Origin of the sequence: Sphingobacterium sp. UBA5789, from assembly GCF_002418355.1 — a bacterium.
Classification (GTDB): Bacteria; Bacteroidota; Bacteroidia; order Sphingobacteriales; family Sphingobacteriaceae; genus Sphingobacterium.
Genome location: NZ_DIDX01000001.1, coordinates 302,419 through 327,301, shown reverse-complemented (window position 1 = coordinate 327,301; position 24,883 = coordinate 302,419). Strand labels below are relative to the sequence as shown.

27 protein-coding genes and 1 tRNA gene are annotated in these 24,883 nt (G+C 39.9%); 10 read left to right on the top strand and 18 right to left on the bottom strand.

Annotated elements, in window-relative coordinates; translation table 11 throughout:
- Positions 1–47: 47 nt before the first annotated feature.
- The 4 genes from trmB to B4B65_RS01425 all read right to left on the bottom strand — a co-directional run bounded on the left by trmB (position 48) and on the right by B4B65_RS01425 (position 2,109).
- On the bottom strand, positions 48–701 hold the full coding sequence (gene trmB, locus B4B65_RS01440) for a tRNA (guanosine(46)-N7)-methyltransferase TrmB (protein WP_201681204.1): 654 nt from the start codon (positions 699–701) through the stop codon (positions 48–50).
- A gap of 73 nt (positions 702–774) precedes the next feature.
- Positions 775–1,284, bottom strand: coding sequence for a hypothetical protein (locus B4B65_RS01435; protein WP_201681203.1), 510 nt, complete (start codon positions 1,282–1,284; stop codon positions 775–777).
- Positions 1,259–1,675 (bottom strand): hypothetical protein, encoded by a 417-nt coding sequence (locus tag B4B65_RS01430; RefSeq protein WP_002998088.1) that lies wholly within the window; start codon positions 1,673–1,675, stop codon positions 1,259–1,261. Before B4B65_RS01430 ends, B4B65_RS01435 begins: the two co-directional genes overlap by 26 nt.
- Before the next feature lie 164 nt (positions 1,676–1,839).
- Positions 1,840–2,109 (bottom strand): YtxH domain-containing protein, encoded by a 270-nt coding sequence (locus B4B65_RS01425; protein ID WP_002998090.1) that lies wholly within the window; start codon positions 2,107–2,109, stop codon positions 1,840–1,842.
- A 229-nt stretch (positions 2,110–2,338) separates the two neighbouring features.
- Between B4B65_RS01425 and B4B65_RS01420 the strand changes: the two genes are divergently transcribed.
- Complete coding sequence (locus tag B4B65_RS01420) at positions 2,339–3,877, top strand: YifB family Mg chelatase-like AAA ATPase (RefSeq protein WP_293912694.1); 1,539 nt, start codon at positions 2,339–2,341, stop codon at positions 3,875–3,877.
- A gap of 3 nt (positions 3,878–3,880) precedes the next feature.
- Here B4B65_RS01420 and B4B65_RS01415 read toward each other — a convergent pair whose 3' ends face one another.
- The 5 genes from B4B65_RS01415 to rsfS all read right to left on the bottom strand — a co-directional run bounded on the left by B4B65_RS01415 (position 3,881) and on the right by rsfS (position 8,197).
- The gene (locus B4B65_RS01415; RefSeq protein WP_201681201.1) at positions 3,881–4,303 is read right to left on the bottom strand and encodes a hypothetical protein; all 423 of its coding nucleotides are present in this window, start codon (positions 4,301–4,303) and stop codon (positions 3,881–3,883) included.
- A 56-nt stretch (positions 4,304–4,359) separates the two neighbouring features.
- Entirely contained in the window at positions 4,360–4,986 is a 627-nt protein-coding gene (locus tag B4B65_RS01410; RefSeq protein ID WP_201681200.1) for a rhomboid family intramembrane serine protease, read from the bottom strand.
- 1 nt (position 4,987) lies between these two features.
- Positions 4,988–5,635: a LutC/YkgG family protein gene (locus tag B4B65_RS01405; protein WP_201681682.1), complete on the bottom strand. Its 648-nt coding sequence runs from the start codon at positions 5,633–5,635 to the stop codon at positions 4,988–4,990.
- Positions 5,636–5,711: 76 nt separating this feature from the next.
- Positions 5,712–7,781 (bottom strand): ATP-dependent zinc metalloprotease FtsH, encoded by a 2,070-nt coding sequence (ftsH, locus tag B4B65_RS01400; RefSeq protein ID WP_201681199.1) that lies wholly within the window; start codon positions 7,779–7,781, stop codon positions 5,712–5,714.
- 41 nt (positions 7,782–7,822) lie between these two features.
- A complete protein-coding gene (rsfS, locus tag B4B65_RS01395; RefSeq protein WP_201681198.1) occupies positions 7,823–8,197 on the bottom strand; it encodes a ribosome silencing factor in 375 nt (124 codons plus the stop codon).
- Between the two features lie 78 nt (positions 8,198–8,275).
- Here rsfS and B4B65_RS01390 point away from each other — a divergent pair, with 78 nt between their 5' ends.
- From B4B65_RS01390 to pfkA, 4 genes are all read left to right on the top strand, one after another.
- Positions 8,276–9,022 (top strand): biotin--[acetyl-CoA-carboxylase] ligase, encoded by a 747-nt coding sequence (locus B4B65_RS01390; RefSeq protein WP_293912687.1) that lies wholly within the window; start codon positions 8,276–8,278, stop codon positions 9,020–9,022.
- A 128-nt stretch (positions 9,023–9,150) separates the two neighbouring features.
- Positions 9,151–9,600 (top strand): protein-disulfide reductase DsbD domain-containing protein, encoded by a 450-nt coding sequence (locus tag B4B65_RS01385; protein ID WP_201681196.1) that lies wholly within the window; start codon positions 9,151–9,153, stop codon positions 9,598–9,600.
- An 85-nt stretch (positions 9,601–9,685) separates the two neighbouring features.
- A complete protein-coding gene (locus B4B65_RS01380) occupies positions 9,686–11,362 on the top strand; it encodes a protein-disulfide reductase DsbD family protein (RefSeq protein ID WP_201681195.1) in 1,677 nt (558 codons plus the stop codon).
- A 23-nt stretch (positions 11,363–11,385) separates the two neighbouring features.
- Positions 11,386–12,360: a 6-phosphofructokinase gene (gene pfkA / locus B4B65_RS01375; RefSeq protein ID WP_201681194.1), complete on the top strand. Its 975-nt coding sequence runs from the start codon at positions 11,386–11,388 to the stop codon at positions 12,358–12,360.
- A gap of 34 nt (positions 12,361–12,394) precedes the next feature.
- Here the strand turns inward: pfkA and B4B65_RS01370 are convergent, their stop codons facing one another.
- The 5 genes from B4B65_RS01370 to B4B65_RS01350 form a co-directional block, all read right to left on the bottom strand.
- Entirely contained in the window at positions 12,395–12,877 is a 483-nt protein-coding gene (locus tag B4B65_RS01370) for a hypothetical protein (RefSeq protein ID WP_293912684.1), read from the bottom strand.
- 40 nt (positions 12,878–12,917) lie between these two features.
- Positions 12,918–14,048 carry a TlpA disulfide reductase family protein gene (locus B4B65_RS01365; protein WP_002998111.1) on the bottom strand — a complete coding sequence of 377 codons (1,131 nt, stop codon included), beginning with the start codon at positions 14,046–14,048 and terminating at the stop codon, positions 12,918–12,920.
- Between the two features lie 93 nt (positions 14,049–14,141).
- Positions 14,142–14,981 carry a TPM domain-containing protein gene (locus B4B65_RS01360; RefSeq protein WP_293912681.1) on the bottom strand — a complete coding sequence of 280 codons (840 nt, stop codon included), beginning with the start codon at positions 14,979–14,981 and terminating at the stop codon, positions 14,142–14,144.
- A complete protein-coding gene (locus B4B65_RS01355) occupies positions 14,981–15,415 on the bottom strand; it encodes a TPM domain-containing protein (RefSeq protein WP_201681191.1) in 435 nt (144 codons plus the stop codon). The genes B4B65_RS01360 and B4B65_RS01355 overlap by 1 nt, the downstream gene beginning before the upstream one ends.
- Positions 15,416–15,485: 70 nt before the next feature.
- On the bottom strand, positions 15,486–16,064 hold the full coding sequence (locus B4B65_RS01350) for a LemA family protein (RefSeq protein ID WP_003009126.1): 579 nt from the start codon (positions 16,062–16,064) through the stop codon (positions 15,486–15,488).
- A gap of 184 nt (positions 16,065–16,248) precedes the next feature.
- Here B4B65_RS01350 and B4B65_RS01345 point away from each other — a divergent pair, with 184 nt between their 5' ends.
- The 3 genes from B4B65_RS01345 to B4B65_RS01335 all read left to right on the top strand — a co-directional run bounded on the left by B4B65_RS01345 (position 16,249) and on the right by B4B65_RS01335 (position 18,513).
- Positions 16,249–17,793 (top strand): NAD(P)/FAD-dependent oxidoreductase, encoded by a 1,545-nt coding sequence (locus tag B4B65_RS01345; protein ID WP_293912676.1) that lies wholly within the window; start codon positions 16,249–16,251, stop codon positions 17,791–17,793.
- Positions 17,794–17,849: 56 nt separating this feature from the next.
- A tRNA-Gly gene (locus B4B65_RS01340) sits at positions 17,850–17,922 on the top strand.
- A 234-nt stretch (positions 17,923–18,156) separates the two neighbouring features.
- Entirely contained in the window at positions 18,157–18,513 is a 357-nt protein-coding gene (locus B4B65_RS01335; protein ID WP_293912674.1) for a PH domain-containing protein, read from the top strand.
- Between the two features lie 37 nt (positions 18,514–18,550).
- Here B4B65_RS01335 and sufD read toward each other — a convergent pair whose 3' ends face one another.
- From sufD to sufB, 3 genes are all read right to left on the bottom strand, one after another.
- Complete coding sequence (gene sufD / locus B4B65_RS01330; RefSeq protein ID WP_293912672.1) at positions 18,551–19,891, bottom strand: Fe-S cluster assembly protein SufD; 1,341 nt, start codon at positions 19,889–19,891, stop codon at positions 18,551–18,553.
- A gap of 12 nt (positions 19,892–19,903) precedes the next feature.
- Complete coding sequence (gene sufC, locus B4B65_RS01325) at positions 19,904–20,662, bottom strand: Fe-S cluster assembly ATPase SufC (RefSeq protein WP_037460381.1); 759 nt, start codon at positions 20,660–20,662, stop codon at positions 19,904–19,906.
- 108 nt (positions 20,663–20,770) lie between these two features.
- Positions 20,771–22,222 (bottom strand): Fe-S cluster assembly protein SufB, encoded by a 1,452-nt coding sequence (sufB, locus tag B4B65_RS01320; protein ID WP_201681187.1) that lies wholly within the window; start codon positions 22,220–22,222, stop codon positions 20,771–20,773.
- A gap of 332 nt (positions 22,223–22,554) precedes the next feature.
- On the opposite strand from sufB, the gene B4B65_RS01315 reads away from it, so the two are divergent.
- Positions 22,555–23,025: an Lrp/AsnC family transcriptional regulator gene (locus tag B4B65_RS01315; RefSeq protein ID WP_002998128.1), complete on the top strand. Its 471-nt coding sequence runs from the start codon at positions 22,555–22,557 to the stop codon at positions 23,023–23,025.
- Positions 23,026–23,028: 3 nt separating this feature from the next.
- The gene (locus B4B65_RS01310) at positions 23,029–24,111 is read left to right on the top strand and encodes a DUF6695 family protein (RefSeq protein ID WP_293912667.1); all 1,083 of its coding nucleotides are present in this window, start codon (positions 23,029–23,031) and stop codon (positions 24,109–24,111) included.
- Here B4B65_RS01310 and ung read toward each other — a convergent pair.
- Positions 24,108–24,788, bottom strand: a complete 681-nt coding sequence (gene ung / locus B4B65_RS01305; RefSeq protein ID WP_201681185.1) for a uracil-DNA glycosylase — start codon at positions 24,786–24,788, stop codon at positions 24,108–24,110. The genes B4B65_RS01310 and ung overlap by 4 nt on opposite strands.
- Positions 24,789–24,883 lie beyond the last annotated feature (95 nt).

Sequence of the window (24,883 nt, the reverse complement as noted above, 5' to 3'; positions counted from 1 at the left end):
TTATTTACCTCCTTTAAAGTTACAATTTCTATAAAAATTATGCAGGACTATTTTTTAAATGTCCACCTTACATAATTGATATTCTTGTTATGTGCCAGGTACTTCTTCTCATAGTACGTCTTTATAGACAGTACATCATCCACAAGTTCTGAATGATAAAGATCATCAGTCTGAGCCTCTTTGGTCAAACCAAGAAGATCAATCTGTTCTAAAGTATAGGCATAAAAACCGTCATTATCAGTCTTCAAATGCATCAGACCATCCGGTTTCATTATATATTGGTACCGTTCTAAAAATTTAGGATTCGTTAGTCTCTTCTTTTCCCGGCTGTCCTGAGGCTGAGGATCCGGAAATGTTATCCAGATTTCATCTACTTCATTTTCTTCAAAGTGTTCCAGTATAGTTTCGATCTGGATTCTCAAAAATCCGACATTGTTAATTCCTTCCTCAAGAGCAGTTTTCGCTCCTCTCCAGATTCTGTTTCCTTTATAGTCTATTCCGATAAAATTCTTTTGCGGAAACAGCTTGGCAAGATTGACGGTGTATTCTCCTTTTCCACAGGCTAACTCCAGTACTATCGGATTGTTATTACCAAAATGTTGAGTACCCCATTTTCCCTTTAATTCCTTTCCTCCATCTAATTGTACAACATTTTTGAAAGTGGAGACTTCCGCAAATTTCCTTAACTTATCTTTACCCATTTTTAAAAAATATGGGCAAAAATAACGTTAAAATCATAGAAGTCAAATCTTAAAACAAAAACTAAGCTGAAACTTAGTAAGTTTCGCTATCAGGAGGGATACCAAAATGAGGCGCATCTTCCTCAATCACTGGTTTGATTTTTTTTTCTTTCTTTTTTCCGGGACGGATGTAATCAGACAATTTGGATATTGCAGAAGATATCTTGTCTTTATTTACCTGGCCAATAGCGGTTTCAGAGGCCAGCAAAACAAGTGCTTTTTTAAGCCATCCAGCCCGCTTCAGAAAAAATTTATTCAATAGAAAAGGTACGCCTATGCGCAATGCTTTTGTTGCCCATCCACTACCTTCACCATCTTCGGTTCCTTTATTGTTTCCGGAAGATGAAAATAACTGCGAGACAATATCAACCCCGGGAATACGGGAAGTAATGGATCTGAAGAAACGCACAGGTGCTTCTATTTTCCTATTTAACAAATGATACTGATCCTTCAAATAGGCTTCCTGCTCAAACTTCAGCTCATTAAGCCTCGCAATTTCGGCTTTTAGCTCGGTGAGATTATTTATTTTTAAAGGTTTCCTCATTACGTTTCCCATTTTCAGATTTTACATCTTCCTCATCCTCTTCATTCCATTTCCCCAATAGTTTTCGGATAGAAAGATCCATAAATTTAGCTTCCAGTTTTGTCTCCGTCAATCGTACTATTACTACCAGAAGAATGAAAATACCGCCGGTGGTTAAAAAGCCCAGCGCATTACTGTTCATTAATTCTCCTAAATAAAATGCAAAAGCCAGACTAAGGAAAAATACAATAAATAGCGTCAATACAACTTTACTGATATCTAAGATAAGACTACCTAACATACGTGATCCGCGAGCGATAGCCTTGAGCTTCAAAAGCTCAATCTGCGAATCCAGGTATTCTTTTGACTTTTGAAAAGTACCGGAAAGAGAAAATTTTTGTTCTTCGTCCATGCATTCCATGTTTAACAGAAAGGTATATGACAATTATAGAAAGACTACCTTTATCAGTAATCCGGAGAATAAGTTAAAATTCTCTGGCTGGCAATTTTCTGTAACCAACCATACACCTTTCATAAAAATTTATAAAATTAAAAAAGCAGTATGCCTTTTTATATTCACGCATGCTCTTCCAGCTCCCCTTCTACAGAGTGTCCGGCTTTGTTTATTTTAGATTTGACTGCTGCTACAACTTTATCTTTAAAGTCATTCAATTGGTCAAATTGTTCTTCTGCTCTTTCTTTTAAAGCATCCCCAAGGTCAGAAAGAGATTCATTAATCTTATCTCTTGTTTCAGAACCCTTTTCTGGAGCAAACAATACACCTAAAACTGCCCCAGCCGCAAGACCTGCCAACAAAGCAGCTACTATTTTACCGTTATCATTCATGATTTTTAATTTTAATTGCTGTTAATGATTCTACGTGTTACTTACTAAACAAGTGAAATAGCAAATCGTTTGCCAAACACCCGATTTTTAATTCATTTATGCCGAAATTTCTTCCTTATCAAAATACAAAATTTATCGATTCTCAACAAGTTTATTTTTCCAAAAGCCCAAACAGCTTGCAGTTTCACTAATATTTTATTAACTTTAGAGAAATCGCACCAACTAAATTATGCTCGTAAAAACCTATTGCAGTGCCGTTTATGGCATTCAAGCCACAACGATTACCGTTGAAGTTAATATATCCCCAGGGGTAAAGTATTATATCGTGGGTCTTCCGGATAACGCCGTCAAAGAAAGTCTTCAGCGTATTGAAACAGCTATATTAACCAGCGGATACCGTATGCCACGGCAAAAAATAGTGGTCAATCTTGCTCCTGCAGATATACGGAAAGAGGGGTCTTCCTATGATCTGGCTATTGCGACTGCAATTCTTGCCGCATCCGGACAGCTGATAGCTGACAAAATGGATCAATATGTCATATTGGGAGAACTTTCACTTGATGGAAAAGTACAACCTGTCAAAGGATCCCTTCCTATAGCTGTTCAGGCATCCAAAGATGGATTCAAAGGAGTAATCCTACCCAGTGCCAATGCCAGAGAAGCTGCTATTGTGGAAGGATTAGAGGTACTGGGAGTTGAATCATTTCAGGATGTTATTGATTTCTTTGATAAAAAGAAAGTGCTTGAGGCGACGCATGTCAATATCAACGATGAATTTATCCAGAACATTAATAATTACGATGCAGACTTTGCGGAAGTAAAAGGGCAGGAAAACATTAAACGTGCACTGGAGATCGCCGCAGCAGGCGGACATAATGTCATCCTTATCGGCCCTCCCGGATCAGGCAAAACTATGCTCGCTAAGCGACTTCCAACTATATTACCTCCACTCAATATTGACGAATCATTAGAAACAACAAAAATTCACTCTGTTGCGGGTCAGCTTCCCGTCACCGGATCTTTGATGACAGTAAGACCTTTTCGCGCTCCGCACCACACAATATCAGATGTAGCACTCGTAGGTGGAGGAACACACCCTCAGCCTGGCGAGATCTCCCTTTCACATAACGGAGTGCTTTTCCTTGACGAGCTTCCTGAATTCAAACGCTCCGTATTAGAAGTCATGCGTCAGCCTTTGGAATCCCGGACCATTACCATATCCAGAGCCCGGTTTTCAGTTGATTACCCAGCCAGTTTTATGCTTATAGCTGCCATGAATCCATGTCCCTGTGGCTTCTATAATCATCCGGAAAAAGAATGTATATGCGCAAAAAATATAGTGAAGAGGTACCTGAGTAAAATATCAGGTCCTTTATTAGATCGTATTGATCTGCATGTTGAAGTGACTCCTGTAGATTTTAAAGAACTTTCTTCCGTCAGGATCGCAGAGAAAAGTTCCCTTATCCGTGAACGCGTCATAAAGGCTCGCCATGTGCAGCTACAACGATTTGCACACTTACAAACCATACATAGTAACGCACAGATGAGCACAAAAACAGTTCGTGAAGTGTGTATTCTGGATGAGACAGGGACACAACTACTCAAAGCAGCAATGGACAGACTTGGTTTGTCAGCAAGAGCCTACGACCGTATTCTGAAAGTGGCCCGCACAATAGCAGATATGGAAGAATCTGCACATATCCGAAATGAGCATCTTGCTGAAGCTATCCATTTCAGAAGCCTGGATAGAGAGAATTGGGCTGGTTAGTTCTTATCGGCTTTTTCGCCATTCCTCCAATGGGAGGTAGTCACCATTAACCACATCCATCACCTCAATATCTCCGCAGGTCGCTTTATTGACGTAGAAATGGTAGTAAGGCTCGTATCGTAATTCACCGTTATAGCCGGCAGTAACTGTATAAACCTGTTTGCCATTAATATCGGCACTATCTACCATAAAAGAAATATTAGGCTTATCAGAGAATAAAGAATCCAAAACAGCTTTCTGTTCTTTGATCTCCTCTAACTCACTTAGCTTTCTGACCACCTCTTCAACAGTACACCCTTCTGGTTTCGCAACATGAGCGATAGTCACATTTTTAGTTTTTGGTTTATCATTCCCCTGAGAACTGCTCGAATTACAGGAAGACAATAACAGTATACAGAAAAAGGAGAGGATTATGATTTTTGCCATATAGGTAATGGATTAGATTAGTAAATGTACTTTTCTACGATCAAAAGGAATCGGCATCAAAACTGACTCATAAAGTGTTGTATAACATCCGGGAAGAACAAAACAGTCAGCAACAGTCCTGCAAGGGCACCAAACAGGTGGGCACTATGATTAATCCCGTCATTTGCTTTTCTGGACGCCCAGTAACTATAGCCCATAAACAGTACGGCAAACAAATAAGCTTTCATGGGAATAACAAAAAATATACCCAGTTCTGCCTGAGGGTCAAACAGAATGTAACCAAATAAGACAGCGCTTATTGCTCCGGATGCGCCCAGACTATAATATCCGGGATTGTTCTTTTGTTGTAAAATCGTCGGTATATCACTCAGGACTAGACTTAAAAGGTAAAGTACTGCGAACAAAAAATGCCCCCATACACTGATTCCGGCAAAAATGGACTCAAGTCCGAATCCAAAATAATAGAAGGTAATCATATTGAAGAGCAGGTGCCCCCAGTCTTTGTGGATAAGTCCGCTCGTAAAGATTGTATAAATTCGATGCTTACGGTATACACTGTAAGGATGCAACATCAGTTTACCAAAAAGATGTTGATTAGAAAACAGGTAAAGGCTAAGTCCGATAGTAAGTATAAAAATTACACTGGATACGGGTGATTGTATAAAATAGTTGATGTTTTCCATACTAAAATCTGTCCTCCAGCATGAATACATATAATTCCTTTGGACCATGTGCGCCCAGCACCAGCATCTTCTCTATATCTGCTGTACGGCTTGGACCTGTAATAGTGGTAATCATTGTCGGGAGACGATCTCCGTATTTTTGCTTTATTCCATTAAGCGCATGCTTTACATCCATCACCAATTGAGAGGCTTTGGCAATCACAATATGTACAGGCGGATAAATGCTTAACCGGCGTCCTCCTGCATTTGCATTGGAAATCATAATACTTCCATTCCTTGCGATTAAGGCTTCGCATGCTGTAATCCCGACCTGTGCCTGTTCAAAATTCTGATCATCTTTCATTAACGGGAAGCCATATTGCCCCAAAAGCTGTTTGATACTCTCTTCCCAGCCGTAGATTCGTGTTACATTCTGCTGTTCAGCAAAGGCAATCAGATTTTCAATCAGGTTAATCTCTCCGTCGCAATAAACAAATTTGCCTGATATGGCAGTGAATTCGCGTGCAAAGGTTACATCCAATGATTCCTCCTCATCTTTATACAAAGGGGAGTCTTCAAAATCCGGATGCGGATTTTCTCTTTTCTGTAAAAGAGCCTGCCGAATTTTTTTCAGCATCTTTTCTTTTGCGGTCGTATTCTTGATGTTCATTGGAGAAGTATTGACGGCTATAAAAAACGATGTACCGTAAGCAGAGTTACAGTACATCGTGATCCGTTTTATTTAATTACGAATTAGAGGAATCCTGGTTTTTTTGTTCAGCAATTCCTTCTGCAGACTCTTCCGGTATAGGAGGAATCGGCAACTGTGTCTGCGGAACACCGGAAGACTTACCATTTACAAATTCGTCATAAGTTGTTCTGTTTACGAAAGGGCGTTTACCCAGAATCTCTTCCAGATCAGACTGGAATAAGATTTCTTTCTCAAGAAGTTTTTCTGCAATCTTGATCAATCCTTCCTGATTTTCCAGCAGTAGCTCTCTTGTACGCTCATACACTGCAGAAATCAACGTTCTTACTTCTTCATCAATAAGTTCTGCTGTCTGATCAGAATATGGCTTCTGGAATTGTGATTCTCCTGAACTGTCTCTGAAAGATATATTACCCACTTTATGGTTCATACCATAGACAGCAGTCATAGCATATGCCAGCTTTGTAATACGTTCCAGGTCATTCTGAGCTCCGGTAGAAATACGTCCAAATGTGATGTCTTCGGCTACACGTCCGCCCATAGTCATACACATACTATCCAGCAATTGCTCTGTAGTATACAGGAATTGTTCTTTAGGCAGGTACTGCGCATAACCCAGGGCAGCGACTCCACGTGGAACAATAGAAACTTTAACCAAAGGATCAGCGTGCTCCAGAAACCAACCTGCAATAGCATGTCCGGCTTCGTGATAAGCCACAATTTTTTTCTCCTCCGGAGAGATAATTTTATTTTTCTTTTCAAGTCCTCCGATCACGCGGTCTATCGCATCCTGAAAGTCCTGCATATCGATTTCTTTCTTATCCTTACGTGCTGCGATCAAAGCCGCCTCATTACACACATTTGCAATTTCGGCACCGGCAAATCCCGGTGTCTGTGCAGATAATTTTTTAGCATCAACAGAAGCGGAAAGTTTTAATGGTTTCAGGTGAACATTGAAAATCTGCTCTCTACCTATTAAATCCGGCTTATCAATTGAAATCTGACGGTCAAAACGTCCCGGACGTAACAATGCAGTATCTAATACATCAATACGGTTAGTTGCAGCAAGAATAATAACACCCAGATTTGTTCCGAAACCGTCCATTTCCACTAACAACTGATTCAACGTGTTCTCACGCTCATCATTACCGCCCATGATAGAATTTTTTCCGCGGGCACGACCAATAGCATCGATCTCATCAATAAAAATAATACAAGGCGCCTTTTCTTTCGCCTGTTTGAAGAGGTCACGAACACGGGATGCTCCCACGCCGACAAACATCTCCACAAAATCTGATCCCGAAAGAGAAAAGAAAGGAACCTGTGCTTCTCCTGCGACAGCTTTCGCAAGTAAGGTCTTACCTGTACCCGGAGGGCCTACCAAAAGAGCTCCTTTAGGAATTTTACCTCCCAAATTCGTGTATTTCTTAGGATTTTTCAGGAAATCTACAATTTCCATCACCTCTTGCTTGGCTTCTTCCAATCCGGCAACATCATTGAAGGTGATATTAACCTGAGATTCCTTATCGAATAATTGCGCTTTAGATTTACCGATGTTAAAAATAGCACCACCCGCACCGCCAGCTCCGCCATTCATTCTACGCATCAGGAACAACCAGATCACGACAATAATAAGCAAAGGAAGCATAAAAGTCACGAACCAACCTGTCCATGGATTGGAACGATCTTCAGGGATAACGCGAATCCGTTGTGACGCATCAACATTAGCCTGAGAAGCTTCTAGTTTCTTCTCTAAAGCATCAAAGGAACCATCTGTAAAAGTATACTGCGGACCCGGCGAATTGCCTAATTTAAGAGCATTCGGCGTTGGCGCCACATCTTTATATTTACTATCTTCTTTTAGTTTATTGGGTTTAATATATACTTCGACCTGAACTAAATCATTTTTCTTATAGGCAACGAGTTTCTCCACGTCTCCCGTATTGAGCATCTTCGACTCGAACTCGCTATAGGTAGTTTGCTTTGCTGTCTCTCCGTTTAAAAAATACTGCAATCCAAAAAATCCCAAAATCATAGCGATCCACAGCCACATCATATTGAACTTCGGTGGCATGGGTGTTACTTTTTTACTGGGTATTTTATTCATTATATTCTCTTGTTTGTGAAATTATGTTTTTCTAAAATCTATTAAGCACTCTGATAAGTCTTGACATCAGCATCTCCCCATAAATCTTCTATGCCATAATGGCTTCTTTTTTCTGTTTTGAAGATATGCACGACGACATCTACAAAGTCAATCAGAATCCATTCTCCGTTTCCATGACCTTCCTTATGCCAGGGATCCTGACCCAGCGCTTTGAAAATCTCTTCTTCTACACTTTTAGCGATCGCATTGACCTGCGTAGTTGAGTCTGCATGGCAAATTACAAAATAATCGGAGACGGAACTGTTAATATTTCTCAAATCAAGCCGCACTATTTCATTTCCTTTTTTCTCCTGCATTCCATGAACAGCAATCTCGGCCAGCTTTGAAGATAATCCTGCGTTTTTATTTTTAACCATTAAAAATTATTATAGTTTTGATCTTTTAATTCTTTAATCCTCTTTTCTGTGCAAAATAACACATTTCTGCGACTTTACATGGGTCTAAACTTAATAAAGTTGGACCGGGTGGCTTCTACAAATGATTATTTCAAAGAACAACTGTCAAATTTCAAGCCACTTGAAGAGGGTTCTGCCATTATGGCAACAGAACAATTTCAGGGAAAAGGCCAAAGAGGTAATGTCTGGAGATCAGAACCTGGCAAAAACCTCACTTTAAGCATCTTACTTTATCCTTCTTTTTTAGAGGTGTCCAAACATTTTTTTTTAAATGTGGCAATAAGTCTGGGTATTGCAAAATGGCTACAGACCCAAACAAAGGCACAAATAAGTGTAAAATGGCCAAATGATATCATGGCTGACCAAAAAAAAATCTGCGGAATTCTTATAGAAAATCAAGTTAAAAAAGATGTTTTTTCGAGTAGTATTATCGGCATGGGGATAAATATCAATCAAACTGATTTTCCTGCTGAAATCAGTCATAAAGTCTGTTCTTTAAAAAAAATACTGCAACAAACAGAAGACATTTGTATAGAAAGCCTTCTTCCTGAACTCTTTTATTCTTTAGAAAAACAGTATAACCGGTTAAAAGCCGGGGAGGAGACGGAATTATTAAATGACTATAATTCAATCCTCATGTGGCGTAATGAAAAACATAATTTTCTTATTGACAATGTAAAAGTTGAAGGAACTATTACAGAGGTAGACAAGGACGGATTACTATGGGTTGATTTCGGCAAAAAGGTCGTATCCTTTAATTTAAAAGAGATCGCCTATCAGTTATAGGCAACGACAATTTTACTTTGATATTAGTTTAAGAAAGAACTTTTACGTTATTTTTGTACAAGGTTAATTAAACCTTTTAATGAGATTCGTATTCATAAATAGAGGTATAACATATTTAAAAGATAAAAATGAAAAAATTAAGTTTATTAATCGTTGCTATATTATTTACAGTAGTAAGTGCGCAGGCACAAATTCTGAATCCTGTTAAGTGGTCTGTTGCCACTAAAAAGACAAGCAATACAGAAGCAACAGTGTATATAAAAGCAACTATTGACAAAGGATGGCACATTTATTCTCAGAATGTGGGAGAAGGTGGCCCTGTAGCTACTTCTTTTACTTTTACCCCTTCTAAAGACTTTACATTAGCAGGTAAAACAGTAGAGCCGACTCCAAAATCAAAATATGAGGATGCCTTTAAAATGAATGTGAAATTCTTTGAGAAAGAAGTTATTTTTGCTCAAAAAGTCAAACTTAAAAAAGGACAGACAGCAGTAAAGGGTAAGGTAGAATTTATGGTGTGTGATGATTCCCGTTGTCTTCCACCGGACGAATATGCTTTTACTGCACAGATCAAGTAATTTAAAAATATTAAGTTAATATGAATTTGGCGGTAAACTCGTTTACTGCCTTTTTTTTTATTTTTACTATTTCTTATTCATAAACATGAAAAAACTTCATTTTCTTTTACTTACGTTATTTCTAACATTTTCAACGGCTTCATTTGCATTGAATGTACAGGATAGTAGCTCCACTGATAGCTCTGTATTGACGGAGATTCCTTCAGATCTGGAGTTTTCAGATGGTCAGGATGAAGCACCTTCTACAGATACTATTACAGCAGATACGACCGTCGCAAAGCAGATTACACAGGCTAATACAACCGACAGTAGTCAGGAGAAATCGCTCTGGACTATTTTTATTGCCGGATTGGTTGGCGGATTTCTTGCCTTTCTGATGCCATGTATCTTCCCTATGGTTCCGTTAACAGTGAGTTTTTTCACAAAGAAAGCCGGTAGCAGAGCAAAAGCTGTACAGCAGGCGCTATTGTATGGATTCTTTATTATTGTTATCTATGTTGCGTTAGGAATGCTGGTCACCATAACCTTTGGTTCTGATGCACTGAATGCCTTATCAACAAACGGATTCTTTAATTTCTTCTTTTTTATTTTGTTGGTTGTTTTCGCAGCCTCCTTCTTCGGAGCGTTTGAAATTACACTGCCAAGCTCATTTGTTAATAAGATAGATTCGAAATCGGATAAAGGCGGTCTTATAGGATTATTTTTCATGGCTTTTAGTCTTGCAGTCGTATCCTTCTCCTGTACCGGCCCTATTATCGGCACATTACTTGTCGATGCTGCCTCCAAAGGAGATCGTCTGGGTCCGGCGATTGGGATGTTAGGGTTTTCGGTTGCATTGGCTATACCTTTTGCATTGTTTGCCTTATTCCCATCCCTGTTAAAGTCAATGCCAAAATCAGGTGGATGGCTGAACAGTGTTAAAGTAGTTCTGGGATTTTTAGAACTTGCATTAGCTTTAAAATTTCTTTCCAATGTAGATCTGGCTTACCACTGGAACTGGCTTGACCGGGAAGTATTTCTTTCTCTTTGGATTGTGATCTTTGGTCTTATGGGACTTTATTTGATCGGTAAGATCAAGTTTTCCCATGACAGTGACTTAGCTTATATGTCTGTGCCCCGCACGCTGTTAGCTATCATTGTATTTTCTTTTGTTGTCTACATGGTTCCAGGACTGTGGGGAGCTCCGCTGAAATCTATTTCTGCTTTTCTTCCTCCTTCAGCAACTCAGGATTTTGATCTTAGTACAGGTGTAGCAGCAGGCCCGGCGGCACACGATGGTAAGGTAAAGAAATATGCAGAGATCTTCCATGAACGTGGTACACCAAAAGGATTTGATCCGTACTACGATTATGATCAGGCGCTGCAGACTGCAAAGGAAGTAAACAAGCCGGTAATGATTGACTTTACAGGATGGAACTGTGTCAATTGCAGACAAATGGAAGCTAATGTATGGACAGATCCAAGAGTTGCCAAACTGTTAAAAGAAAAATTTGTTATGGCAGAATTATTTGTGGATGACAAGACCGAGCTGTCTACTGAAGAACAATATGTTTCTAAATTCAGCGGCAAAAAGATTCGTACTATAGGTAATAAAAACAGTGACTTTCAAGCCTCTGCATTCAATAGTAATTCACAACCGCTATATGTTATTGTAGATACGGAAGGTAATGTATTAGTACCTCCAAGCGGGGCAGATTATAATATTGACAGCTACATCAAATTTTTACAAAGCGGTTTAGATGCTTTTAATGCCAAAAAATAAGATTTCTTATTATCTTTGAATATATGAGTAAGATCCAGAATATTGCCGTATTAACATCAGGAGGAGACGCTCCCGGAATGAATGCTGCCATCCGTGCAGTTGTCCGTACAGGTATCTATTATAATTTAAATGTTTTTGGTATCCGTAGAGGATATGATGGAATGGTAAGTGGAGATATTATCAGTATGGATGCCAAATCCGTAGCTAATATTATCCAAAGAGGCGGAACGATACTTAAAACTGCCCGAAGTGATGAATTTCGTACAATAGAAGGCCGACAGAAAGCCTACGAAAATCTGAGAAAGCACGAAATCGATGCATTAGTCGTGATCGGAGGAGACGGAACATTCACCGGTGCTTCAAAATTTATTGAAGAGTTTGATTTTCCGGTCATGGGTTTACCGGGAACGATCGATAACGACTTATTAGGAACTGATTTTACAATTGGTTACGATACAGCTATCAATACTGTTGTAGATGCTGTAGATAAAATCAGAGACACTGCAGAATCACACGATCGTCTTTTTGTCATCGAAGTAATGGGTCGTGATTCAGGTTTAATAGCTCTTCGCTCCGGAATAAGCACGGGAGCTGAGGCGGTATTGATTCCGGAAATTAAAGTCGATTATGATGCCATTATGACTCGTCTTGATAAAACACGTAAGAATAAAGCTTCCCGTATTATCATTGTCGCCGAGGGAGATCAGGAAGGCGGAATGGTTGTGGCAGATAAGATCAAAGAAAGCTTTCCTTCATACGATGTGCGCCTTTCGATATTAGGGCATATACAGCGCGGTGGATCACCAACATGTATGGATCGTGTATTAGCGAGCCGTGTAGGTGTAGGAGCTGTCGAAGGACTGATCGAAGGCCGAAGAGGTGAAATGGTGGGATTGATACACGGAGAGGTCAAATACACCCCGTTCAGCAAAGCAATTAAACACATTGATAAAATTGATGACAATCTGACAAGGATTGTCGAGATTCTATCTCTATAAAATAAGAAAGGAGGAGCAAAATGCTCCTCCTTTCTTATTTTAACAATGTATTTCTATACGCATCTGTTATCTCAGGCAGCTTAATATCCTGTCCTTCTTTTTGCAGTGAATCCGCAAAATTATTAGTTTCTCCAAGAGCCTTAATGTAAGCTTGCACTACATCGTCCTCTACATTGATTTCCTTTCCTTCCCTAATATCAACCTGATAGCGGTTATTTACCAGTTTGACATGACCATAAAACCGATATGCAGCAGCTTTCAGCAGGGATAAATCTTTCTGTGACAACTGATCGATTCTCGCATCAGCGGGGAGGTTAACTTCAATAAATTCGCCATCCTTTGCCAGCTGATCAATGGGTGCATCCAATGGTACACTGGCCAAAGCAGAAAGGTTGATAATGGCCACTCCTTCTTTCTTAGGAGATTGACAAGCTGAAGTTAGAAACAAAGCAATTAATAAGGAATAGAATATCCGCATCTTAAATAGTATTTTGAATGAATACAAAAGGCTTTCCATAATTGAAAAGCCTTTTTGTATGGTTCTTACTTTTGATTTATTATTTCAGAATCTCAGAGAGTTTAGCGACAAGAGCTTCTCCTCTCAGATTGGACGCCACGATTTTACCCTGAGGGTCAAGTAAAAAGTTCTGAGGAATACCCCGGATTGAATACAATTCAACAACAGCTGATCCCCATCCTTTTAAGTCTGAAACATGTGGCCATGCCTGAAGATTATCTGCTTTAATTGCATTTACCCAGGCATCCTTTTTTCCCTCCTGATCCAAAGAAACGCCAAGTACTGTGAAGTTTTTGTCTTTAAACTGATTAAATGCAGCTACGACATTTGGATTTTCATGTCTGCAAGGTCCGCACCAGCTTGCCCAAAAATCAACCAGCACATATTTACCTCTCAATGAAGAGAGTGCCAAAGGTTTGCCTGTTGTATCAGGAAGCGTAAAGTCCGGCGCTACAGATCCAACCGCTAATTTTTTCAGATCTGCAATTTTCTGCTCCAGCGCTTTTCCTTTTTTACTGTTTTTCAGCTCGGCTGACAGGGATTTGAACTGAGGTTCTACAAACTCACTTACGGACTCCGGATCAAGTTTTTCTTCCAGAAGACTTAAGGAAATAAAGCTATTAGGATTTGCTTTTACATATTCATCATTGACTACCTGCTGTTTTTCAAAGATAGCCTGTGCTTTTTCCTGAAGAGCTCCTACAAATTCCTGGTCATTTTTCTGCTCGGCAGTAGCTGCCATATATTCATTATTCAAGGCCGCAAACTGTTCCTCAAAGGGCTTAATCACTTGCTTGTACGCAACAAGATTATCATTGATCTGATTGCCACTGATTTTCGCATCCTTCAGGATCTTATCTCCTTCAATCTTCACCACTCCTTTTGAAAGGTATACTGCTGTCAGATCAGGTTGCGGAATAGACTGAGGATCGAGACCTTCCGGAGAAAGAACTACAAATGCCTGAACCGGTTCTGTAACAGTACCATGAAACTTAAATTCACCTTTCACAACTGCTGTAGAATCGAGAAATGCCTGGCCATTATCTCTATATTGAATATATGCCTTAGCTTTATCACCAACATTGGCAAGTTTTCCATGAACAGTAAAGTCCTCTTGCGCAAATACCAGTGCAGGAATAAGGCTAAGTCCTAAAAAAATTGATTTCTTCATTATTATTAATTCTAATTTGTTTAAAATCTATTTCCGCTATCTATTATAACGGTTATTAAAGAGTTTTCTGCGGATATCTTTACAAAAATTTTGTTACCATCTTCCACTTGCTCCGCCTCCGCCAAAGCCGCCGCCACCGAAACCTCCAAAGCCACCGCCACCTCCGCCGCCGAAGTCACCTCCGGAAGAACCGCCACGGCCACCTCCGCCCAACATGCCATTCAACAATGTCCACCAGATCAAATCGTTAGCACCACGACCACCTATTACGCGACCGCCACCATTACCGCCGCCACCGCCACCCTTTCGGGCAGCCAGCACAATAATGACGATAACTACAAAAATAATAATCTTTAATATACCTCCTCCTGAAGGCTGTCCCTGAGTCCTGTCAGACGGATCACTCCGGTATTCACCTTTTGTATAAGAGATCAATGCACTCGTAGCCCGGTCTATTCCTGTATAATAGTCACGCTGCCGGAATGCAGGTTTGATTTCATTCTCAATGATTCTGTATGCTATAGCATCCGGCACTGCACCTTCTATTCCGTATCCGGTCTGTATAGTCACCGCCCGGTCTCCCAAAGCTACTAACAGTAAAATACCATTATTGTACTTTTTATTACCTACTCCCCACTTTTGTCCCAGTCTTACAGCGTAATCTGCAATATCGTAATCACCGGTTGTATTCATCACCACTACAGCAATCTGTATGGAAGTAGAATCCTCAAAAGCCAGCAACTTACGCTCAAGCTCCTGTACTTGTGTACTATTTAATGTGTTTGTATAATCATTAACCAGACGATTAGGGGTTGCAGGAAAATCCTGAGCTCCTGCTCTCAACAATAGCATAAAGAAGAGCGAAAGCAGGAACATCGATCTTAAATATGCTTTTTTAATTTTAGACATACTATCTATACGTATATGAGTCATTAGTTATCACCAAAATAAACCTCATTCGGCAATTCATTGATATCATCTGAACGACGGGGGTAAAAATGCTGAAGTTTTTTCGCCACATTGTGTACACCGGCAATCAAACCATTGGCAAGTTCACCTTTCCTAAATGATTCTGCCATTAATTCCTTTGTAGACTCCCAGAAATCACCTTCTACCCGCTCGTTAATACCTGCGTCACCTATGATAGCAAAGACATGGTCGTCTGCAGCCATATATATCAGGACACCATTTCGCTGAACGGTATTATGCATTTCCAGTTTTCCGAAATAAGATACTGCTCTTTTTATAGGGTCCTTGTCTTTACACACACGTTCCATAACAATCCGTATCTCCCCGGAGGTCATATTTTCTGCCAGACTTATCGCGTGAGCGATCTTTTCCTGTTCTTCGCTATTTAATATCTGCATCTGCAAGATTAAAAAAAGATGAACAATCCGGATCTGGGATCCGGATCGTCCATCTTATGTATGATTTTCATTAAAATGATACCTGAGGAGCTTTATCAGATCCCTCAGCAGCTTTAAATGTCCCTTTTGATTTAAACCCGAAGATTCCGGCCATAATATTATTCGGAAAACTTCTTACAGTGGTATTGTAATCCTGAACAGCTTCATTGAACGCTCTTCTTTCTACAGAAATACGGTTTTCAGTTCCTTCAAGCTGCGCCTGAAGTTCCAAAAAGTTTTGATTTGCTTTCAGATCCGGATAAGCCTCTACACTCACTAATAATCGTCCGATAGACTGAGAAAGTGCATCCTGAGTCTGTTGGTAATTAGCGATTGATTCTTCTGTAAGGTTAGAAGGATCTACTGTTACAGATGTTGCTTTGGCACGAGCTTCGACAACCGCAGTCAAGGTTCCCTCTTCATGCTTTGCGGCACCTTTAACGGTATTAACCAAATTAGGGATCAAATCTGCACGACGCTGGTAGGCATTTTCGACCTGAGCCCATTTTGCTTTTACATTCTCATCTTTGGAAACCATTGTATTGTAACCGCAGGAACTGAATGACAATGCTGTGAATAAGCCCACAATTGCTACTAATAATCTTTTCATGTGTAAAGTTTTAATCTAATTAACTTTTAAATATACTAAAATGTTTTTATACCACATGGGTATAGCAAAGCACATACCAATAGCATTTTTCTCAAGCTTATTTATAACACCGCTATCCCTGGGTGAAATATTGTCAGTGAATCCTTATCTTTGTGTCGTTTTGGGATAAAAACCCAGCCAGACCATGCAAAAAGAAATAGAATTAGCCATTGCTCCTGAGTATATACAGGATGAGGCTTATATCCTCGAAAAAGGAATTAAAGAATTGCGCCTGCCAGCAGGACGTATCAAAGGATTCAAAGTCAGAAAACGCTCTATTGATGCCCGGGGCAGGAATGTTGTCTTTCGCATCAGGGTAATCTTTTTTATTGACGAAGAGCCTGTTAACAGCATTTTTCATCCAACTCTTTCTACTGTAAAAGACGCCAAACCGGTCATTATCATAGGTGCAGGCCCCGCAGGCTTGTTTGCGGCGTACAGATGTATTGAACGAGGCCTGAAACCTATTGTTATCGAACGTGGGAAGCCCGTCCGTGAGCGACGCCGGGACTTAGCAAAGATTACGCGCGAAGGAGCTGTCAATCCTGAATCCAATTATTGTTTTGGTGAGGGAGGAGCTGGCACATATTCCGATGGAAAGCTCTATACCCGGTCTGACAAACGTGGTGATGTGCAAAATGTACTACAGATTTTTGTCAATCACGGAGCAACCTCGGATATTCTAGTGGATGCACGTCCACACATCGGCACCAACAAACTGCCCCATATTATAGAAGCGATGCGGGACACCATTCTGGAATATGGCGGAGAATTTATCTTTGACCAGCGTGTCACTGATATCAACGAATCCTTTGGCAATGTAAGAGGTGTCACACTGGCAAACGGATCGCAGCTCAAAGCTGAACATGTGATTCTGGCTACGGGACATTCCGCACGCGATATTTTTGAGCTTTTCAGACAAAAGAACTGGTTAGTAGAAGCAAAAGCTTTTGCGCTGGGTGTACGGATCGAACATCCGCAGGAAATTATTGATCAGGCGCAGTATCATTGCAGCACCCGCCACGAAAATCTTCCTCCAGCCTATTACAGTTTGGTAGAACAGGTCGATAACCGGGGTGTATTTTCATTCTGTATGTGTCCCGGAGGCATAATTGCACCCTGCGCGACAGATGAAAATGAAATCGTTGTAAATGGTTGGTCTCCTTCCAGACGTAATAATCCGCATGCAAATTCAGGTACAGTTACACAAATCAATCTGGAGGATGTACCCAATGCTGCCACCGATCCCTTTGCTTTATTGGATTTCCAACGTCAGATCGAACAAAATGCATTCCGCTTAGGCGGAGGCAATCTCGTTGCACCAGCTCAACGTATGGTCGATTTTGTAGAAAAGAGAGTTTCCAAAGATCTGCCCTCAAACTCATACAAGCCCGGCACTGGAAGCGTAGATCTGGATGAAGTGCTTCCTGATTTCGTGTTTAAGGCTTTGCGGGGAGCGTTACCTGTATTTGGCAAAAAGATGAAAGGATATTATACTAATGAGGCCATATTAGTGGGTGTCGAGTCTCGGACTTCTTCTCCTGTACGGATTCCCAGAGATAAGGAAACCTTACAGCATCCACAAATAATAGGACTCTATCCATGTGGTGAAGGAGCTGGATATGCCGGCGGTATTGTTTCGGCAGCTATTGATGGCATTAACTGTGTGAATGCCATATCATTACTATAAAGTTGAAATTTTATTTGTCAGAATAAAGCACAAACCGTATTTTTGCATTACCAAAAGCGAAAGTAGCTCAGTTGGTAGAGCACAACCTTGCCAAGGTTGGGGTCGCGAGTTCGAATCTCGTCTTTCGCTCAAAAGGAAAGCCTTTGAAGATCTTCAAAGGCTTTCCTTTTTTATATAATCTTCTACGAATCTACACTTTCTGCTAAAATTTGTTTTCCGTTTAACTTTAGAATTCTTACTTTGACGGCCTAATCTTTATTATAAAAATTCTATCCCGACATGATCTTCAACAGCAGAAAAGACCCGTTAGTTCTTGGAATTATTTTCACCTGTTGTCTAACAATAATAGTTTTATTCCTGATAATGTATATCAAAGAAAGGGCTACTCTGTTTCAAATCCTTATTTCGCTTATCCCTGCTTTGACAGCAACAGGGATATTACTTTGGATGACTTTCCGTATAACGTATACCATCGGGCTGGAATCCATTGATTGTATAGCGGGATTTTATAAGGAACGAATACAGATAGATGCTATAAGAAGAATTGATAGAGATACAACTATGTGGATGGGATTTAAACTTGCAGGAGCAAGAAAAGGCATCATTATTTATTACAATACATACGAGGAAGTATACCTGAGCCCTGACAATAATGATCGATTTATAAGTGAATTAATCAAAGTAAATCCTGCTATAGACATTCATAAAAAAAGCGTTTAAGATTGCTCTTAAACGCTTTTTGAAATCCTTATATTTCTTAGTCTCTCAATCCGGCATCTACCAGATTTTCGACATATTGACGTACTACCGGATTAGAAAATCTTGTTGTTACATCAAATGCAAACGCATGTACCAGAAGCAGTCGGGCCGACTCTTCGCCGATACCGCGGGCTCTCAAATAAAACAATGCATCATTGTCAAATTGTCCCATTGTACAACCGTGCGAACATTTTACATCATCTGCAAAGATCTCCAGCTGAGGTTTGGTATATACCGTCGATTTATCACCAATCAACATATTATTGTTTTGTTGAAAAGCATTCGTTTTCTGTGCATCCTCGCGAACAAAGATTTTACCATTAAAAACGGCAGTAGAAGTATCCTGAGGTATGTTTTTATACCACTCATATGATTCACAATGTGGTTTCATATGATCTACTACTGTATGATTATCGACAAACTGGTTATCAGCAGTCAGATTAATTCCGTACAGGTGACTTTCTACATATTCAGCATCCAATCTTACGTTGATATCATTACGGACAAAAGTTGCTCCCGGGAAATTACAGTTATAATTATTATATAAACTATATTTTTCCTGATATACTTCAGTATGATTGAAATAATGGCTTACAGATTCCGAAACCTGAAGATAGTAGTGTTGTAATTTTGCATTCTCCTGTACTACAATTTCAGTTACTTTATTCTGCACATTCTTTGCTGCACCTTCTAATGTAATGAAGGATTCGATAATCTCTGCTTCTGCATTAGGCTCCAGTACGATCAGATTACGGGTTTGCGTGAAAAAATCTTCCGCTCCGGTCGCTACGTGTACTATATGAATAGGCTTTTGCAGTGCCTTGCCTTTTGCCACATCTATATATAAACCTGATGTATACAACGCTGTGTTCAACGCTACAAAAGGATTCTGTGTCTTATCGGCATATTGTGCAAAATGCGCAATAAAATTACCTTCCTGTGCTGCATCATCAATAGGCTTCACTGTCAATCCGATCTCTTCTTCAAGTGAAGAAAATGCCAGTACATACTGACCGTTTACCAAGACTATGCGATGTGCATCCAGATCAGGAATATCAGCTTTACTGAAATCCAAACCATCAATATCCACATCCGGATTCAAAACATATGTTTTGTTTACCAGACTGTGAACATTTGTATATTTCCAATCTTCATTTTTCACAGTTGGAAAACCAACCTGACGAAATTTGTCAAAAGCATCCTGACGTAATTTAGTCAAGGCTACAGTTTCGGAAGCACTTTCCTGCTCCTGAAAACCGTCTACCAATTGTTGAAATAATGAATCTGCTATCAATGTACTCATGTTATTATCTATCCGTCTGCTTGCTACTTCATCCATCCGCTAAGATCCTCAAGCATTTTGTGTGTCTAATTCTTTTAACCAATCGTAACCTTTTTCTTCCAGCTCCAAAGCAAGTTCTTTCGGACCCGATTTCACAATACGTCCATTGTAAAGTACGTGAACAAAATCCGGAACAATATAATCTAATAAACGCTGGTAGTGTGTGATCACAACAAAAGCATTGTCTTTTGAACGTAATTGGTTAACACCGTTTGCGACAACGCGTAATGCATCAATATCCAAACCGGAATCTGTTTCATCCAGAATAGATAATTTTGGATTCAACATCGCTAATTGGAATATTTCATTACGTTTTTTCTCACCACCTGAAAATCCTTCGTTTAATGAACGGTTGGCAAGATTTGCAGAAAACTCTACAAGCTTCTGTTTTTCTTTTACCATCTGTAAGAATTCTTTAGCTTCCATCGGCGCTAAGCCTTTATAAGCACGAATATCATTTACAGCTGTCTTCAGAAAATTAATGTTTGAAACTCCGGGAATTTCTACCGGATACTGAAAAGCCAGAAACAAGCCTTCACGGGCGCGATCTTCCGGAGAAAGATCCAATAAATCTACACCATCCAATAAGGCTGTACCATCTGTTACTTCGTAGCTTTCACGACCAGCCAATACATTTCCCAATGTGCTTTTTCCGGCACCATTAGGCCCCATAATAGCATGAACCTCTCCTGCTTTTACTTCAAGATTTAAGCCTTTTAATATTTGTTTGTCTTCAACAGACGCATGTAAATTCTTAATACTTAACATATTCTTTATCATTTGGAGATCAGCGGTATTGTTCGGCAAATTGCTCTACTTCTGCTGACAGCTCCTTATATTTTTGTCGATATTTAATTTTATATATGATTCCGCTTACTATCCAACACTTCCCTCTAAGGAAATAGCCAGTAACTTCTGTGCTTCTACAGCAAACTCCATCGGCAATTGATTCAGTACCTCTTTGGCATACCCATTAACAATAAGCCCTACCGCCTTCTCCGAATCAATTCCTCTTTGATTAAGATAGAACACCTGATCTTCCCCGATCTTAGAAGTCGTGGCTTCATGCTCCAGTACGGCTGTTCTGTTTTTATTTTCGATATAAGGGAAAGTATGCGCTCCACATTTGTCTCCTATCAATAAAGAGTCACACTGTGTGAAATTTCTGGAATTGTCCGCATTGGGACCGATCTTCACCAATCCTCTGTAGCTGTTGTGGCTTTTCCCAGCGGAAATCCCTTTAGAAACAATCTTAGAACGTGTATTTTTTCCCAGGTGAATCATTTTTGTACCTGTATCAGCGACCTGCATATTACGTGTCAATGCTACAGAATAAAATTCACCGACAGAATTATCTCCTTTGAGAATGACTCCGGGATATTTCCATGTAATAGCTGATCCTGTTTCTACCTGTGTCCAGGAAATCTTACTGTTATCACCTTTACAGATACCTCTTTTTGTTACAAAGTTGTAGATACCACCTTTACCGTCCTTGTCACCAGGGTACCAGTTTTGAACAGTAGAATATTTAATTTCAGCATCTCTTTGAGCAACCAGTTCTACTACTGCAGCATGTAACTGATTTTCATCACGTGTAGGAGCAGTACATCCCTCCAAATATGAAACGTATGATCCTTCATCTGCAATAATCAGCGTACGTTCAAACTGCCCGGTATTCTGCGCATTGATACGGAAGTAAGTTGACAGCTCCATCGGGCATCTTACGCCTTTAGGAATGTAAACGAAAGATCCGTCCGAAAATACTGCAGAATTCAATGCAGCATAAATATTATCTGTCTGAGGAACCACTGTTCCCAGGTATTCTTTTACTAATTCAGGATATTCCTGCACAGCTTCTCCAAAAGAACAGAAAATAACGCCTTGTTCTTTTAGTTTTTCACGGAATGTAGTCTTGACAGATACAGAGTCAAAAACAGCATCTACCGCTACTACACCGGCCAATATCTTTTGTTCATCCAATGGAATTCCTAGCTTTGCGAAGGTAGCCAGCAATTCAGGATCCACTTCATCCAGGGAATTCAACTGTGGTTTTGCTTTAGGGGCAGCGTAGTATGAAATAGCTTGAAAATCAACCTCCGGATTTCTAAAATTTTGCCAGGTAGGCATCTTTAACGTCAAAAAATGACGGAAAGCTTTCAAACGCCACTCCAATAACCACTCCGGCTCATTCTTCTTTTCGGAAATAAGTCGAACCGTATCTTCTGTCAAGCCTGTCGGAGCAATATCCATTTCAATATCAGTTGTAAAACCGTATTTATACTCCTCCTGCTCCAGCTCTTTTAAAATATCGTCATCTTTGGTACTCATATCTCTGCTCTTAATCAAAAATCTTCTGAGCATTATCACTCAGTTTCAAGCTACAAAGGTACGACTTTAGAACCTAAAAAAATACTTTTTAATCGGTTAGATGGCTTATTTATGACAAAAAATATGACTTACATCACTTTTGTTCTTTCTTATCCACTGCAATCTCACTCCACAAGGGCAAAAATAACATAAACACCTAAAAACAAAATAGTTAAGCGAAAATTTAAACTTTTTATGTCAAGAATAATTGTTTATATAAAGAACCTATAACCAAATATTATTCGGATATTTTTTATTATCTTTACATTTAATCATAAAACTAAATTGAAAATATGCCTTTTCAGCCTGACAAAACTGACTTAAAAATTTTGAAGCTTCTTCAAGAGAACGGTCGGGTGACCAACCTGCAGTTAGCTTCAAGCATTGGCCTTTCTCCTGCCCCAACGCTGGAACGCGTACGTAAGTTGGAGAATTCCGGATTCATCAAAAGCTATCATGCTTTTGTGGATGAGGAGAAGCTTGGGCTGGGAATCAAATCTTTTATACAGATTTCTTTAGATTTTCATACCCATAATGCAATTCCTGAATTTGTGGAAGCTGTAAAGGGAATTCCAGAAGTAACAGAGTGTCACCACGTGACCGGAAATTGTGATTTTATCTTAAAAGTGTATGTCAAAGACATTAAAGCTTATGAAGCTGTCATCATGGAAAAGATATCTAAAATCCCTTTTGTAAAGACATTCCAGACGATGATGATCATGTCTACCAGTAAAAAGGAGCCTATCATCCCTTTGGAGTATTAGCCTATGGATAAGACTGTACCTGAGTTTAAAGATTTTGCATTAATTCTTGCCTGGCCCGATTCAACAATACGGGGCGATGAGGCCTGGATGATGTTTTTCAAAAAGATAGGAATCGTAAAAAATTTAAATTTCAAAGTCGGTCATACTGGCATCGTACTGGTCAGCGCATCCTCCGGAGAGCTGTTGTATTATGATTTTGGCAGGTATATCTCCCCACGAGGACATGGAAGAGCCCGATCTAAAGAATCAGATCCAAGACTGACCATCGACTTTAAAGCCCGGTTTGACAAGGAGGGAAAAATAAGCAATCTGGAAAACATTGTCCACTACTTTGAGTCTATGCGGGAAGATATGCAGGGGTTCGGGGAATTGTATTTCTCAGTAGCAGAAGATATCAACTTTGATCAGGCGAAAAAATATGCGGATACTGTTGTACTTCAAGGATCTACACCCTACGGAGCAGTAGCTCGTGGAAATAATAACTGTTCCCGGTTTATTACCCGACTTCTATTCAATTCCTCTCAGAAATACACCTGGTTGCACTGGATTAATTTTCCGGAAACAATAAAATGCAGTCCCATTAGTAATGTTGTAAATGCAAATAACTGCAGATCTGTCTACTCTTACAGTCCGGAAAATGGTTTAAAAAACTTCAGAATGAACCGCTGGCAATCGTTCCTATTCCTACTCAGCAAGTTGGCAGATAATGTACGGAGCAAGAAAGCAGCTTTACTACCTGATGATCTCATCATTGGCGGAATGGAGTGTGACGCTAAACCGACTTCTATTCCGGAACATGCTCAATATCTGGGCGGAGTGGGTGAAGGAGCATGGTATGCTTTCCGTATCATGGAAGATCGTCAAATAACCATTTCCCGTTATACCCCTACAGGCGAGTGGGAATATGCAGTAGTCGGTATCGCCGATCCGGCTTTGGATCCGGAACAACCTTTTCAAATTACGTATGACAGTCATCTCCTGACAACACATGTTATCCAGGCTGGTGTGAAATTTAACATCAGACATGTGAAGAGACTTTCAAACACGGAGCTTCCATTTCCGAGAACTGCAGAACAATCTGCCTAATCCGTTTCTATCCGCCAGTCTATCGGCAATCTTCCATGACCTTTTAAATATTCATTGGCCTGTGAGAAATGTTTACAACCAAAAAAGCCACGGTACACAGACAAAGGTGAGGGATGCACTGCAGTCAGAATCAGGTGCTTACTTTTATCAATCAGAACTGCCTTTTTCTGAGCATAACTTCCCCACAGAATGAATACGACATGCTCGCACTGTTCCGAAATTTTTTGTATGATCTGATCTGTAAATAATTCCCACCCCCTTTTTTGGTGCGAACCCGCCTCATGTGCTCTTACGGTAAGAGTTGCATTAAGCAACAGCACCCCCTGTCTGGCCCATTTCGTGAGGTTGCCAGTTGCAGGATACTTAAATCCCGGAATATCTGTCTGCAATTCTGAATAAATATTGCGCAGAGAAGGGGGAAGAGCAATACCATCCGGCACAGAAAAAGAAAGACCATGCGCCTGGCCATCATTGTGATAGGGATCCTGCCCCAATATAACAACCTTAACCTGATCCAGAGGAGTCAGTTTAAAAGCATTTAAAACCAGATCTTCCGGGGGAAAGATAAGGCAACGTTGCCGTTCCTGCTGTACAAATTGTGACAATGACCGCATATAAGGTTCTTTAAAGAGTGGCTTCAAAATCACATCCCAACTTTCATCATAACGCTTTTCCATATTTCAAATTTACAATTTTTACAATTTTATGCTGCCAACAAGTTGTACTTGCGGCTAAATTAATGGATATTTGCAATTTAAAGTACAAAATCAAA

Coding starts and splice junctions, on each gene's coding strand:
- trmB (WP_201681204.1), bottom strand. CDS start 701: ATGGGTAAAGATAAGTTAAGGAAATTTGCGGAAGTCTCCACTTTCAAA.
- B4B65_RS01435 (WP_201681203.1), bottom strand. CDS start 1,284: ATGAGGAAACCTTTAAAAATAAATAATCTCACCGAGCTAAAAGCCGAA.
- B4B65_RS01430 (WP_002998088.1), bottom strand. CDS start 1,675: ATGGACGAAGAACAAAAATTTTCTCTTTCCGGTACTTTTCAAAAGTCA.
- B4B65_RS01425 (WP_002998090.1), bottom strand. CDS start 2,109: ATGAATGATAACGGTAAAATAGTAGCTGCTTTGTTGGCAGGTCTTGCG.
- B4B65_RS01420 (WP_293912694.1), top strand. CDS start 2,339: ATGCTCGTAAAAACCTATTGCAGTGCCGTTTATGGCATTCAAGCCACA.
- B4B65_RS01415 (WP_201681201.1), bottom strand. CDS start 4,303: ATGGCAAAAATCATAATCCTCTCCTTTTTCTGTATACTGTTATTGTCT.
- B4B65_RS01410 (WP_201681200.1), bottom strand. CDS start 4,986: ATGGAAAACATCAACTATTTTATACAATCACCCGTATCCAGTGTAATT.
- B4B65_RS01405 (WP_201681682.1), bottom strand. CDS start 5,635: ATGAACATCAAGAATACGACCGCAAAAGAAAAGATGCTGAAAAAAATT.
- ftsH (WP_201681199.1), bottom strand. CDS start 7,781: ATGAATAAAATACCCAGTAAAAAAGTAACACCCATGCCACCGAAGTTC.
- rsfS (WP_201681198.1), bottom strand. CDS start 8,197: ATGGTTAAAAATAAAAACGCAGGATTATCTTCAAAGCTGGCCGAGATT.
- B4B65_RS01390 (WP_293912687.1), top strand. CDS start 8,276: ATGGGTCTAAACTTAATAAAGTTGGACCGGGTGGCTTCTACAAATGAT.
- B4B65_RS01385 (WP_201681196.1), top strand. CDS start 9,151: ATGAAAAAATTAAGTTTATTAATCGTTGCTATATTATTTACAGTAGTA.
- B4B65_RS01380 (WP_201681195.1), top strand. CDS start 9,686: ATGAAAAAACTTCATTTTCTTTTACTTACGTTATTTCTAACATTTTCA.
- pfkA (WP_201681194.1), top strand. CDS start 11,386: ATGAGTAAGATCCAGAATATTGCCGTATTAACATCAGGAGGAGACGCT.
- B4B65_RS01370 (WP_293912684.1), bottom strand. CDS start 12,877: ATGGAAAGCCTTTTGTATTCATTCAAAATACTATTTAAGATGCGGATA.
- B4B65_RS01365 (WP_002998111.1), bottom strand. CDS start 14,048: ATGAAGAAATCAATTTTTTTAGGACTTAGCCTTATTCCTGCACTGGTA.
- B4B65_RS01360 (WP_293912681.1), bottom strand. CDS start 14,981: ATGACTCATATACGTATAGATAGTATGTCTAAAATTAAAAAAGCATAT.
- B4B65_RS01355 (WP_201681191.1), bottom strand. CDS start 15,415: ATGCAGATATTAAATAGCGAAGAACAGGAAAAGATCGCTCACGCGATA.
- B4B65_RS01350 (WP_003009126.1), bottom strand. CDS start 16,064: ATGAAAAGATTATTAGTAGCAATTGTGGGCTTATTCACAGCATTGTCA.
- B4B65_RS01345 (WP_293912676.1), top strand. CDS start 16,249: ATGCAAAAAGAAATAGAATTAGCCATTGCTCCTGAGTATATACAGGAT.
- B4B65_RS01335 (WP_293912674.1), top strand. CDS start 18,157: ATGTATATCAAAGAAAGGGCTACTCTGTTTCAAATCCTTATTTCGCTT.
- sufD (WP_293912672.1), bottom strand. CDS start 19,891: ATGGATGAAGTAGCAAGCAGACGGATAGATAATAACATGAGTACATTG.
- sufC (WP_037460381.1), bottom strand. CDS start 20,662: ATGTTAAGTATTAAGAATTTACATGCGTCTGTTGAAGACAAACAAATA.
- sufB (WP_201681187.1), bottom strand. CDS start 22,222: ATGAGTACCAAAGATGACGATATTTTAAAAGAGCTGGAGCAGGAGGAG.
- B4B65_RS01315 (WP_002998128.1), top strand. CDS start 22,555: ATGCCTTTTCAGCCTGACAAAACTGACTTAAAAATTTTGAAGCTTCTT.
- B4B65_RS01310 (WP_293912667.1), top strand. CDS start 23,029: ATGGATAAGACTGTACCTGAGTTTAAAGATTTTGCATTAATTCTTGCC.
- ung (WP_201681185.1), bottom strand. CDS start 24,788: ATGGAAAAGCGTTATGATGAAAGTTGGGATGTGATTTTGAAGCCACTC.